Below are 11,803 nucleotides of genomic sequence, written 5' to 3'. Positions count from 1 at the left end.
AGCTCTTAGAACACGAGGTCAATGACAATGACATCCTTATGGAATTTCGTTGCCCGTTTGACGTCAAGACGGCGCCCGGAGCCGCAGCGGCTCTTGCCCAGCCCTGACGTCGTCGAGCAACCGGGTGCCGCAACGTTTCCGGCTGCCGAGACAGTCTCTGACGACGCGGCTCCCGTGACCGGACCGGCGCACGCCGGAGCGATCGCGGGGGCGCGGGGCAAAGCGGTAGACGCTGTCGACATTGAGGCGAGAGCCGGGATGGCACGGGCGACGGATGCTGCTGCTCATGCCGTGTCTGATCACGGCAGCAATGTTGCGGAAGAACTCGACCGCCAAGCGTCCTTGCCAGCCCCACAGGCCTCAGCGCCAAGGCGACACAGGAACAGGGCCGCGAAAGCAGTCGCCGGACCCCAGCTTGCGAACGCTCCCACCGTTACCTCTCAGGCCATCAGCCTCGACGACGAGATAAAGCTCTTGCGCAGCGAGCTTATTCGCAAACTTCGGCTGCAGAACGCTCAACTCAAGACGATGCTGGAACGGTTCGAGCGTTAGGTCGCAGGCATGCCAACGATGAGTTGGCGGTGGCGGAAATAACGGCTTGCCGCATGGATCGGTTCCGGCGAGTGCGCGCAGCGCCACTCTAAGTAGTAGTGCTCTTGCAACGTCGCAGCCATCCGGCTCTGCGGATATCACGAGCTCCAGCACCACTCGTCTCCGTGAACACAGCTCGGCGGTTCTGGCTAGAGGTGCGGTGCGCCCGACGTGACGCGTCAACAACAGCGCCCCGCCGGAGCCGCATTGCTGCCAACGCTCGGGCTCCAGTCAGATAGTGAGCATTATTTGCTGGTTAAAATCAGTATTTTCCCTCTCCAACGACTAGGCGCAGGCTCTCAAATACTCCTGGTGTAAATTGGAATTGTCGCGCCGTACCGCGCCCCATGGAGTTTTTGCCAAGTGTTTCAAGCAGGATGCCTCGCTCAACCAGAAAGTCCATCGTTTCAATAACACCGCCGCGCGTCATTCCGGTCATTTCTATTATATTTGATAGTGTTAGATTCTCGTGGGCCTGATGCATCATGTACAGGATGTTCATCATCCCGATCTGTTTGATACGGGACTGCGCCGATTCGCCCTCGATCGGCTTTTCCAGAATTTCACGCACTGCGAAGACAGATAACGCTTGGCTTTGCCATCGGTCGCTCAAATTGCTTGCCATTTTTTTAACTATCTATAAGTTGAATAGTATGAGGGTTGAGGCGAGTCGCTTTTCAATCGCAGCTGACATTGGAGAAAACGGAGGGTAGGGGGCATGAAGGGCCTTTTCTTTCGAACGATCATCGCAGCGTTAGGGTTCGCCTCACTCTATACCATTTCGGAGCGAAGCGCTCGTGCCGACGAATGGGGGTGCCAGGTTATCCTGTGCCTATCCAATCCCGGCGGCGCGACACAATATGCCGAATGCAGGCCACCAATCGAAAAGCTCTGGAGCTGGCTTTCAAGAGGGCGTTCGTTTCCGACCTGCACGGGTGTCGGGTTTCAAAGCTCCCGCCCACGCTACGAACCATACTACTGCAATGCCGGCTACCGTTTGTCTGCTGGCTATGGCCCGCGTGGAAGTGAGACGACGTGCATTTCTACATCGCCGCAGGCCGTGCGCAATAGTTTCTGCCAGCGGGATAGAGATGGCGGCGGTTTAAACGATGGCTCAGTTATGTCTCCGCGCTGGCAGAAGGAAAACGGTCGCTATCAGTGCATGGCCTATACCGTGGCCCGTCCATTGGTGCGCGAGAAACCTCGATACATCGATGTGACGATCGAAGGGGTCGGCAAGCAGAGGGTGTGGTTCTGAACATGCCCGTAGCCTTCCTCGATCTTGCGCAGACCTGCGCGCCCTACGTTTCATCCGAAACCCTTGCGGCCGTCGTCAGCCTCGAAAGCCGGTTCGCTCCGTTCAACATCCGGATCAACAGCGGCACGCCACTCAGGCGGCAACCTGCGACGAAGGCTGAGGCAATCGAAATCGCCACATCATTGATGGCCGAACACCATGACATCCAGTTGGGCCTCGGCGGCATCGAAGCAGATGAGCTTCCGAGGCTCAAACTCTCGATATCCGACGCTTTCGATCCGTGCCTTAACCTTCAAGCTACAGCGACGCTACTCGACGGCTATTATCGCCTCGCGGTCAAGGTGGGTGCCGGCCCCAACAGGGCCGAGCAGGTCATGCTGCAATCCTACTATGGACGTGACGATCCATCTGTCGGCGCCATGGTCAGCTACGACGATCTGGTTCGCCGCGAAATCAAACGGCTGGGGCCGACCATCGCACGAGTGACAATTGGCGACCCAGGGGAGGGGAGGGAGGAGGACGTCCCAAACGAAGTTCCCGGCGGAGACGCCGTTGCCGAGGTTGTGGCGGTAAACTCCCCGGAAGAAACAGAAGTGAACTCCGCGGCGCCGGCATGGGACGTCTTCAAGATCCGGCGCCGATCATCCGCCATCGTGTTTCAAAATAGTAAAATGGAGCAGAGTGAATGACTTTCAGTTCCCGTTTCCGCCCGATTGCCGCCTCGACCGTGATGGCAATGGCCATCGTTGCGACATTGGCCGAGCCCGCCTTCGCGCAGGCCGCTGGCATCGAGACAATCCTGCAGAACATTGTCGATCTTCTCACCGGCAATATTTTCCGGCTATTGGCCACGATTGCGGTGATCGTCATCGCGATCGCGTGGATGTTTGGCTACATGGATCTGAGGCGAGCCGGTTACTGGATCATCGGCATCGGTGTGATCGCGGGCGCCTCAGAGCTCGTCGGCACCATCGTCGGGAGCTGATGGATATGGTGGCCGACCGACCGACGCTCGAAGAGGACACGCTGTTCATTGCTTGCACGCGACCGGCGATGATCGCGGGTGTGACCATGGAGGCCATGGGCATGAACGTGATGGCCACGACGATCTTCTACCTCGTTGCCGGTTCGGTTGCCTATGCGCTCGTGGGCCTCGTCTTCCATTTCGTGTTTCGAGCTCTCGTCAAGCACGATCACAACATGTTCCGCATCCTGCTGGCTTGGATCGAGACACGCGGCCGTACCCGCAACAGTGCCTATTGGGGCGGTGCAACACTCTCCCCTCTCCGACTGGCCCGCCGCTTTGACGAAAGGGATATTGGATTTGCCTAGCATCGCCACCCTCAGATCTCGTGAGCTCCTACCCGAGGCGTTCATTCCCTATGTGCGCCACATTGACGAGAAGACAATCGCGCTCGACTCCCGAACGCTGATGGTCATGGTCGCGCTGGACGGTGTGTCGTTCGAAACCGCTGATGTGCTCGATCTCAACGCCCTCCATCGCGACCTCAACACCCTTTATCGAAATATTGCCGATGAGCGGTTAGCGATTTGGACGCACCTCGTCCGGCGTCGAGATAGCGACTATCCAGATGGGACATTTGCAACACCATTCTCTGCCGCGCTCAACGAGAAATACCGCGAGCGTATGGTGCGGGAAGACCTGTTCCGCAACGATCTCTATCTGACCGTGCTATGGTCGCCAGGGCGCGATCCGGCCGACAAGGCGGCAAAGCTGCTATCGCGCCTTCGGCGAGCCAAACGCTTGGATATGGAGCACGATGAAGAGGCTTTGAAACAGCTTCAGGACAAGGTCGTCGACGTGATGGCAGGCTTGAAGCGTTTCGAACCACGTGTGCTTTCTCTCTGCGAACAGGAAGGCATGCTTTTCTCCGAACCGAGCGAGGTGCTGCACCAGATCGTCGGCGGAAGGCGCGAGCGAGTGCCTCTGACCGAAGGCCGCATCGCTTCGGCGATCTACTCGGATCGGGTCATCATCGGTCGTGAAACGATCGAGATTCGGCATGAGGCGGAAAGCCGATTTGCCGGCATGCTGAGCTTTAAGGAATACCCGGCCCGCACCAGGACCGGCATGCTGGACGGCATTCTGACAAGTCCCTTTGAACTCATCCTTTCCCAATCCTTCTGCTTTGTGTCGAAGGCGGACGCTCGCGTCATCATGGGGCGAAAGCAGAACCAGTTGGTGAGCAGCGGCGACAAGGCGGCTTCGCAGATCGACGAGCTTGACGATGCAATGGACGATCTGGAGTCGAACCGGTTCGTGATCGGCGAGCATCACCTGACGCTGTCCGTCTTCGCAACCACAGTGAAGGAACTGACGGACAATCTCGCAAAAGCGCGCGCCAGCCTGACCAATGGTGGCGCCGTCGTGGCACGAGAGGATCTCGGCCTCGAGGCTGCCTGGTGGGCGCAACTGCCGGGCAATTTCCGCTACCGGGCGCGATCGGGGGCGATCAGCTCTAAAAATTTCGCAGCAATGGCACCATTCCACTCCTATCCGATCGGACAGAAGGACGGCAATGAATGGGGACCCGCTGTTGCTCTGCTCAAGACGGCCTCGGGATCACCCTATTACTTCAACCTCCATTACGGCGATCTCGGCAACACATTCATGTGCGGCCCATCGGGAGCCGGCAAGACCGTGATCGTGAACTTCATGCTCTCGCAGCTCGAAAAACATGATCCGCATGTTGTCTTCTTCGACAAGGATCGGGGCGCGGACCTCTATGTCCGCGCCGCCGGCGGCACCTACCTGCCACTGAAGAATGGCGTCCCCACGGGCTGCGCTCCCCTGAAGGCCCTCGACCTTACGGCGGAGAACAAGGTGTTCCTGGCACGTTGGGTCGGCAAGCTTTTGGGTTCAGGAACGCGGGAACTGACTGTCACCGAACTTCGCGACATCTCCGGCGCGATCGATGGTCTTGCCGACCTGCCCGTTGACCGGCGGACGATCGGCGCACTCCGGACTTTCCTCAATAACACGGATCCGGAAGGGATCGCCGCCAGGCTCCGCCGGTGGGAGAGGGGAGGGCCACTCGGCTGGGTATTCGACAATGTCATCGAGGATATAGGCTTTGGCGATTTCGGCGGGTCAGGCAAGTTCATCGGCTACGACATGACCGACTTCCTCGACAACGAGGAAATCCGCACACCGCTGATGGCCTACCTTTTCCACCGTGTGGAGCAACTGATCGACGGCCGCCGGATCATCATCGTCATCGATGAATTCTGGAAGGCCCTCCAGGACGAGGGCTTCCGCGATCTTGCGCAGAACAAGCTGAAGACTATCCGCAAACAAAATGGGTTGATGCTGTTTGCCACGCAAAGCCCACGCGACGCGCTGAACTCGCCGATCGCGCACACGATCATCGAGCAATGCCCGACACAGATCTTCCTGCCCAACGCGCGCGGCAACCATGCCGACTATGTCGACGGATTCAAACTCACCGAGCGCGAATACGAATTGATTGCGCGCGAGCTTTCGGTCGAGAGCCGGAGGTTCGTGTTGAAGCAGGGACACAACAGCGTCGTCGCCGAGCTCGACCTCAACGGCTTCGATGACGAGCTCGCCATCCTTTCCGGTCGGACCGCCAATGTCGAACTTCTCGACGTGATCCGCGCAGAGGTTGGGAATGACGTCAAGGATTGGCTTCCCGTTTTCCAACAGCGAAGGAGTGCAAGCTGATGGCTTCCTATCGACTTCAAGGCGCGGTGCTCGCCATGGCACTTATTCTTTCCGCCGAAGGTGCAGCAGGGCAGGGGATCCCGGTCATCGATCAGTCAGCTATCGCCAAGCAGATCGAAAGCATCGTGCAGCTCAAGTCGCAACTCGATGCGCTTAATCAGCAGATTGAGCAAGCGCAGCAGCTTTATGGCTCACTCAACAAGCTGACCGACATGGCGGATGTCGCGAGCGTTCTCAACGATCCTGCCATCCGCAAGGCGCTTCCGTCCGATTTCGCCGCGATCGAGAGTTTGCTCAAAGGCAATGGCACCGGCGTGTTCGGCGATTCCGCCTCGAAGTTCCTGGACAGTAGCTCGACCTACCGCACCAGTGCCGACGATTTTTATGCCAAAGAACTGTCGCGTATTCAGAGCCAGAATGCGGGTCAGATGAGCCTCGGTCAGCAGATTTACGATGCTGCCACCAAGCGGATCGACGGAATCGATCAGTTGCGCGAGAAAATTTCTACCGCGGGCGACGCCAAGGAGATTGCTGATTTGCAGGCTCGCCTGCAGGCCGAACAGGCATTCCTACAGACCGACGTCCTTCGAATGGAGGGGTTGCGGATGGTCCAGCAAGCGCAGAATCAGCTCGACGAGCAGCGCAAGTCCGAGGATTGGCGGCAACGCATGGATGCGATGAAGGCGGCGCTGCAGTGAGGCGGATCCCCATCTTCATTAGCCTCTTGCTGCTGGCCGCTTGCTCCCAGGAATCCGAGCGGACGTACACCGTCGATGAGCTGATCGCTGACGAACCACTGCTGAGCCGTACCATTTCTAACTGCTGCAACAATCCGGGTGAATTGCGCGACACGCCGAATTGCCGGAACGCGGAAGCCGCCGACGGAAAGCTACCCCTCCAAAACATGCGCAAAGCGCTGGGAGGCTGATCCGATGTACCAGGTATTCGCGTTCATCGACGGGCAGTTCAAACAGCCGCTGGAGACTTTCGTCTCCGATGGAACATCGAACATAGCCGAATGGGCCACTGGTCCGTTGACGGCGGCAGTCACTCTCTATGTCGTTCTCTATGGCTATCTCGTCCTGCGCGGCTCCGTGCAGGAGCCCATCCTTGATTTTGCCTTCCGCGCGATAAAGCTCGCGATCATCGTCATGCTGGTCAAGAACGCTGGCGAATACCAAACCTATGTCACGAACGTCTTCTTCGACGTTTTGCCCCGCGAGATCGCGCAGGCCCTGAATTCGGGTGCAGCGCCGAGCGCCAGCACCTTTGACAGCCTGCTCGACAAAGGCCAGGCTTCTGCGACCGATATCTGGTCCCGCGCTTCCTGGCCGGTCGATATTGTCACCGGCGTCGGTGGCATGATGGTGATCGGTGTCAGCTTCCTCGTCGCGGGGATCGGCTACGTGGTCTCTCTCTATGCACGGTTGGCGCTGGCAATCGTGTTGGCTATTGGGCCGATTTTCATCGCGCTCGCCATGTTCCAGTCGACGCGCCGTTTTACCGAGTCCTGGATTGGGCAGCTCGCAAACTTCGTGATCCTGCAGGTGCTCGTTGTTGCCGTCGGCTCACTGCTGATCTCCTGCATCGATTCGACCTTCACCGCTATTGATAGCTACAGCGACGTTCTCATGCGTCCAATCGCACTCTGCGCCATCGGGATCGCTGCCCTTTATGTGTTCTACCAGTTGCCCGGTATTGCGTCAGCTTTGGCCTCTGGCGGCGCGTCGCTGGTCTACGGCTACACGACTGCACGAGATGCACATGAAGGCATGCTGGCGCGAGGGACCTCTTACACCGGCCGAATGATCGGTCGCGGAGCGCGCTTTGCGGGCCGGGCATTCGGATCAAGGAGTGCCGGCGCATGACACACTTCAGAACAATAAGAAAAGGCCTGCCTGAATGATTAAGCCTGCCGTATTGCTCGTCATTGCAGCCACGCTTGGCGGCTGCGCATCACTGACCTACCCTTTGCCGAAATGCGATGGCTATTCACGCCGACCTCTGAACCGCTCGATGTGGGAATGGGAAGGCGACAGTAAGCTGAAACAGCAGCAGTCCAACGCGAACTCCTCCACGTCCGTGACACCCTTTGTCGAAGAGGTCAGCGAGCCCACAGCCTTTGCGCATCTGGACATCGATGGTTCCTATCGCCGCTGTGAGGGATGAGACATGGTGACGACAGATAATCTCAAGAGCTACTTCGACAAAGCACGTCGTTTCGACCAGGACCGAATGATCCAGATCGAGCGTTCGAACCGGATTGCCTGGTCGATCGCTATCGTCTCAGGATTTGTCGCCGGCGTGTCCGTCTTTGCGATCGCGGGTCTCACGCCCCTCAAGACGGTTGAACCCTTTGTGGTGCGTGTCGACAATTCGACAGGCATTGTCGATGTCGTGTCGGCGCTGACATCGACGGCCGGCACCTACGACGAGGCCGTGACAAAATACTTCGCTGCCAGATATGTCCGCGCCCGCGAGGGTTACGTCTGGAGCGAAGCGCAAGAGAACTTCCGCACCATCGCCCTTTTGTCCACGCAAGCCGAGCAGACACGGTTCGCGGGACTGTACCGCGGCAGCAACCCGGAATCGCCTCAGAACATTTATGGTCGCGCAGCCACGGCGAGGATCGATGTCGCTTCGATTTTTCTCATCAATCAGAATGTCGTCTCGGTGCGCTACATGCGCACGATTACGCGCGGCGAGGAGGTGCGGACGACCCACTGGGTTGCGAGCCTTACCTATTCGTACGCAAACGCTCCGATGTCGTCGACCGACCGACTGGTGAACCCGCTTGGTTTTGTCGTCAGCGAATATCGTGCAGATCCGGAGGAGGTGAGATGATGCGGACCACACCAATCGTCGCTCTCTTTCTATCAATTACGATGTCGCCCGCGCTTGCGCTGGAGATTCCACGAGGCGCCTCGCAAGACAGCCGTGTCCGATTTGTGAACTACCAACCCTACAACATCACGAGGGTCGTCGGCACCTTGCGGTCATCCGTACAGGTCGAGTTCGCGGCGGACGAGGAAATCGCCCATGTGGCGCTCGGCAACAGCGTCGCCTGGGAAGTCGCGCCGGCAGGTAACATCCTGTTCCTGAAACCCCGCGAGAACCAGCCGGTGACGAACATATCTGTTGTGACAACGCGGCGGGATGGCTCGACCCGCAGCTACCAGATGGAATTGACGGTGCGAGACGGTTCTGTCGAGGCCGGGCAGAACACCTATTTTTACGTGAAGTTCAGGTATCCAGGAGATGAAGCCGAGCTTCGCCGCCAGCAGGCCGCATCGAGGGCGCTCGCCGCCCAAGCGAAGGACGCCGACAATGTGCTGGCCCTCCACGAAGCATATGGCCCACGAAATTGGCGCTATTCGGCTCAGGGCTCGCAGGCACTGGAGCCGCAAAGCGTCTACGACAACGGAAAGATCACAACGTTCGCTTTTGTGGGCAACCAGGAAATGCCCGCGATTTATATGGAGAATTCCGACGGATCCGAAAGCCTTGTTCCGAAGTCGGTCGACGGAAATCTGGTGGTGGTGCACGCCATCAGCCGCAAGTTCATCCTGCGTCGAGGCAAGGATGTGCTCTGCGTCTTCAACGAGGCCTACGACCGCGTCGGTATCAACCCCGACACGAATACGACGTCTCCCTCGGTGGAGCGCATCGTGAAAAACGACGTCGCCGGGCAATAGGGAAGAGAACGGTCATGGCTCAAGAAGATGAAGCACGCATTCCCGGAGAACGCGCGGAAACGGTCACCGGTCGGCGGATCGACAACAATCCGCTTTTAAAGCGCGGTGCCGTCGCCGTTGCCATCGGGGCTTTTGTCGGGTTTGCACTCTGGTCGACGACGGGCAAGAAGGCGAAAGATGATAATGTCCAGCCCGAGCGCGTTGTTATTCGCCAGACAAATCCTTTTGAGGCGGCCAAGGAAAGGGGGGAGCCGACCCCGGTGATTCCGGAGGTCAAGTTGCCGACCCCGGTCGCTGAACCGGTCGTGGAAGAGAGCGACAAACTTCTCGACTCAGCCCGCCGCGCGCCGGTAATGGCCTTCAGCAGCGGGCAGAAAAACGCGACAGAGCGACGGGACCCTGCCAACGCGGGTACTTCTGACAACGGCAATTTCGTACCGCTCGACAACACTATGATTGCTCAGAACCAGCAGAACAACGATGAACAGCGCTTCAATGGTTTGCTGCGTCCGACCCGCCTCGAGGGCTCACGCGCCGGGACACTTGGGAACCGCGATTTTGTCGTCGCGATGGGCACTTCGATCCCTTGCGTGCTCGAAACGGCACTGGCGTCCGACCAGCCAGGTTTTACCAGCTGCGTGATTAACCGCGATGTTCTTTCAGACAACGGCCGGGTCGTGCTGATGGAAAAGGGCACGCAGGTTGTCGGAGAATATCGGGGCGGGCTTCAGCGCGGACAAAAACGCCTGTTCGTTCTCTGGAATCGAGCCAAAACTCCAAAGGGGGTTATCGTCACGCTCGCATCGCCAGCGACCGACGCGCTCGGTCGCGCCGGCGTTGGCGGCTATGTCGACACCCACTGGTGGGAGCGCTTCGGCAGCGCCCTTCTTCTTTCTATTGTCGGGGATGCGACCAGCTATGCCAGCAGTCGGCTGCAGGATAGCGACGTTGACGCGCAGAACACGACGAGCGCCGGTCAACAGGCGGCCGCCATTGCGGTCGAACAATCCATCAACATCCCACCGACGCTGAACAAGCACCAGGGCGAAGTGGTCTCGATCTTTGTCGCTCGCGATCTCGACTTTTCCGGAATTTATCGTCTTCGGGTGACGGAACCGAGAAACCGCATTTTCGACCGTGCAGTGCTCGGGGATTTTTCGCCGCGGTCGACGCTCGTAACGAAGTAGGGTAGGAAATGTCGGAGGGGCAGGACTCGGCTGTTGTAAGCGAGCTCTTGAAGCCATTTTCGACATACCTGCAGGATCCGTCCCTCTATGAAGTGATTGTGAATCGGCCTGGGCAGGTGCTGACGGAAGGTCCCGGCGGTTGGCGGACCCATGAAACGCCGGAACTGACCTTCGAAAAGCTCATGCGCCTTGCCCGGGCCGTAGCGAGTTTCTCTCATCAGTCGATTGACGAGACACGTCCCATACTTTCGGCAACGCTCCCAGGCGACGAACGAATCCAGATCGTCATCCCGCCGGCGACGACGAAAGACACCGTCAGCATTACAATCCGAAAGCCCTCGTCGGTCGACTTCAGCCTTGATGACCTGGAGGAAAATGGGTTTTTCGAGAAAACGCGCGCAGCGAATAGTGCCTCATCCTCGCAGGATGAGGATCTGAGCGACATCTACCGTGCTGGCCGTTTTAAGGATTTCCTGCGCCAAGCAGTCATTGCCCGGAAGAACATCATCATCTCAGGTGCAACAGGTTCAGCCAAAACCACGCTTTCGAAAGCACTCATCAAACATATTCCCGAAGCCGAGAGGATCATCTCGATCGAAGACACGCCTGAGCTGGTGATCTCGCAGCCAAATCATGTGCGGTTATTCTACTCCAAGGGCGGGCAGGGCCTTTCCCGTGCGGGGCCGCGCGAGCTTCTGGAGTCATGTCTTCGCATGCGGCCGGATCGCATCTTGCTTCAAGAGCTTCGCGACGGCACTGCTTTCTACTACATCCGTAATGTCAATTCCGGCCATCCCGGCTCAATAACGACTGTTCATGCGAATTCAGCAGAACTTGCCTTCGAGCAGCTGGCGCTCTTGGTAAAGGAGTCTGACGGTGGAGCCGGCATTGATCGCGCCGACATCTTCACTTTGCTGAAAACGGGGATCGATATTGTGGCGCAGTGCGTGCGCGAAAATGGAAGATTCCGGTTAGCAGAAGTGTTGTTTACAAGGGCATCGAACACTTGAGATCCGCTACATTCTCTTAAGGCGAGCGCTTTGGTGTCAAGCTCTTCAAAAGGGGCCGCTCGTACCCGCCAACTTGACCGCACGCGCTCGGATCACCATCCCATTGAATTTGTCCTCAATTTTCTGCTCCAGCGTGGTGCCGACAGAACGATTGGGCCCTGAGCGGGACGGGTGGCGGCGCAAGGGAGAGGATGGCCGTCGGCGGCTGGTTGGAAGACTGAGAGAGTTTCCGACTGGCTCGCCGAAGAACCGGGAGCGCGCCTATAATCGAACTCTGAGGGCCGTTTGGCATATGACGCGAAAGCGGAATGCTGTCTCAGATGGTCTGCAGCCCGCCAAGAGTTGGATACCGGCTG

Annotated in this window: 14 protein-coding genes; 13 read left to right on the top strand and 1 reads right to left on the bottom strand. The window is 58.3% G+C overall.

Annotation, left to right across the window (positions count from 1 at the left end):
• Positions 1-853: 853 nt before the first annotated feature.
• Complete coding sequence (locus tag PDO_RS03550; protein WP_007597917.1) at positions 854-1,216, bottom strand: hypothetical protein; 363 nt, start codon at positions 1,214-1,216, stop codon at positions 854-856.
• A 93-nt stretch (positions 1,217-1,309) separates the two neighbouring features.
• Here PDO_RS03550 and PDO_RS03545 point away from each other — a divergent pair, with 93 nt between their 5' ends.
• From PDO_RS03545 to virB11, 13 genes are read left to right on the top strand one after another with little or no spacing between them, the layout of a single operon-like run.
• A complete protein-coding gene (locus PDO_RS03545; protein ID WP_007597916.1) occupies positions 1,310-1,849 on the top strand; it encodes a hypothetical protein in 540 nt (179 codons plus the stop codon).
• Between the two features lie 2 nt (positions 1,850-1,851).
• Positions 1,852-2,538, top strand: a complete 687-nt coding sequence (locus tag PDO_RS03540) for a lytic transglycosylase domain-containing protein (protein ID WP_007597915.1) — start codon at positions 1,852-1,854, stop codon at positions 2,536-2,538.
• A complete protein-coding gene (locus tag PDO_RS03535) occupies positions 2,535-2,834 on the top strand; it encodes a TrbC/VirB2 family protein (RefSeq protein WP_007597914.1) in 300 nt (99 codons plus the stop codon). Before PDO_RS03540 ends, PDO_RS03535 begins: the two co-directional genes overlap by 4 nt.
• A gap of 5 nt (positions 2,835-2,839) precedes the next feature.
• Positions 2,840-3,181, top strand: a complete 342-nt coding sequence (locus PDO_RS03530; RefSeq protein ID WP_007597910.1) for a VirB3 family type IV secretion system protein — start codon at positions 2,840-2,842, stop codon at positions 3,179-3,181.
• Positions 3,174-5,555, top strand: coding sequence for a VirB4 family type IV secretion/conjugal transfer ATPase (locus PDO_RS03525; protein ID WP_007597908.1), 2,382 nt, complete (start codon positions 3,174-3,176; stop codon positions 5,553-5,555). The genes PDO_RS03530 and PDO_RS03525 overlap by 8 nt, the downstream gene beginning before the upstream one ends.
• Positions 5,555-6,253: a P-type DNA transfer protein VirB5 gene (gene virB5, locus PDO_RS03520; RefSeq protein ID WP_007597906.1), complete on the top strand. Its 699-nt coding sequence runs from the start codon at positions 5,555-5,557 to the stop codon at positions 6,251-6,253. The genes PDO_RS03525 and virB5 overlap by 1 nt, the downstream gene beginning before the upstream one ends.
• The gene (locus PDO_RS03515; protein WP_007597903.1) at positions 6,250-6,483 is read left to right on the top strand and encodes an EexN family lipoprotein; all 234 of its coding nucleotides are present in this window, start codon (positions 6,250-6,252) and stop codon (positions 6,481-6,483) included. The genes virB5 and PDO_RS03515 overlap by 4 nt, the downstream gene beginning before the upstream one ends.
• A gap of 4 nt (positions 6,484-6,487) precedes the next feature.
• Positions 6,488-7,423 (top strand): TrbL/VirB6 family protein, encoded by a 936-nt coding sequence (locus PDO_RS03510; RefSeq protein ID WP_007597901.1) that lies wholly within the window; start codon positions 6,488-6,490, stop codon positions 7,421-7,423.
• Positions 7,424-7,457: 34 nt separating this feature from the next.
• Positions 7,458-7,724: a hypothetical protein gene (locus tag PDO_RS03505; RefSeq protein WP_007597899.1), complete on the top strand. Its 267-nt coding sequence runs from the start codon at positions 7,458-7,460 to the stop codon at positions 7,722-7,724.
• Between the two features lie 3 nt (positions 7,725-7,727).
• Positions 7,728-8,399, top strand: coding sequence for a VirB8 family type IV secretion system protein (locus tag PDO_RS03500; RefSeq protein ID WP_007597898.1), 672 nt, complete (start codon positions 7,728-7,730; stop codon positions 8,397-8,399).
• Entirely contained in the window at positions 8,399-9,250 is an 852-nt protein-coding gene (gene virB9 / locus PDO_RS03495; RefSeq protein ID WP_085995730.1) for a P-type conjugative transfer protein VirB9, read from the top strand. The genes PDO_RS03500 and virB9 overlap by 1 nt, the downstream gene beginning before the upstream one ends.
• A gap of 14 nt (positions 9,251-9,264) precedes the next feature.
• On the top strand, positions 9,265-10,437 hold the full coding sequence (virB10, locus tag PDO_RS03490; RefSeq protein ID WP_007597894.1) for a type IV secretion system protein VirB10: 1,173 nt from the start codon (positions 9,265-9,267) through the stop codon (positions 10,435-10,437).
• 8 nt (positions 10,438-10,445) lie between these two features.
• A complete protein-coding gene (gene virB11, locus PDO_RS03485; RefSeq protein ID WP_007597892.1) occupies positions 10,446-11,447 on the top strand; it encodes a P-type DNA transfer ATPase VirB11 in 1,002 nt (333 codons plus the stop codon).
• Positions 11,448-11,803: the final 356 nt, after the last annotated feature.

Source organism: Rhizobium sp. PDO1-076 (assembly GCF_000247475.1).
Taxonomy (GTDB): Bacteria; Pseudomonadota; Alphaproteobacteria; order Rhizobiales; family Rhizobiaceae; genus Allorhizobium.
This window is presented reverse-complemented; position numbering and strand designations above follow the sequence as displayed.

Bases quoted from the DNA above. Each gene is read 5' to 3' on its own strand.
- PDO_RS03545 (WP_007597916.1), top strand. From the start codon at position 1,310: ATGAAGGGCCTTTTCTTTCGAACGATCATCGCAGCGTTAGGGTTCGCC.
- PDO_RS03550 (WP_007597917.1), bottom strand. From the start codon at position 1,216: ATGGCAAGCAATTTGAGCGACCGATGGCAAAGCCAAGCGTTATCTGTC.
- PDO_RS03535 (WP_007597914.1), top strand. From the start codon at position 2,535: ATGACTTTCAGTTCCCGTTTCCGCCCGATTGCCGCCTCGACCGTGATG.
- PDO_RS03510 (WP_007597901.1), top strand. From the start codon at position 6,488: ATGTACCAGGTATTCGCGTTCATCGACGGGCAGTTCAAACAGCCGCTG.
- PDO_RS03505 (WP_007597899.1), top strand. From the start codon at position 7,458: ATGATTAAGCCTGCCGTATTGCTCGTCATTGCAGCCACGCTTGGCGGC.
- PDO_RS03540 (WP_007597915.1), top strand. From the start codon at position 1,852: ATGCCCGTAGCCTTCCTCGATCTTGCGCAGACCTGCGCGCCCTACGTT.
- virB11 (WP_007597892.1), top strand. From the start codon at position 10,446: ATGTCGGAGGGGCAGGACTCGGCTGTTGTAAGCGAGCTCTTGAAGCCA.
- PDO_RS03530 (WP_007597910.1), top strand. From the start codon at position 2,840: ATGGTGGCCGACCGACCGACGCTCGAAGAGGACACGCTGTTCATTGCT.
- virB5 (WP_007597906.1), top strand. From the start codon at position 5,555: ATGGCTTCCTATCGACTTCAAGGCGCGGTGCTCGCCATGGCACTTATT.
- virB10 (WP_007597894.1), top strand. From the start codon at position 9,265: ATGGCTCAAGAAGATGAAGCACGCATTCCCGGAGAACGCGCGGAAACG.
- PDO_RS03500 (WP_007597898.1), top strand. From the start codon at position 7,728: ATGGTGACGACAGATAATCTCAAGAGCTACTTCGACAAAGCACGTCGT.
- virB9 (WP_085995730.1), top strand. From the start codon at position 8,399: ATGCGGACCACACCAATCGTCGCTCTCTTTCTATCAATTACGATGTCG.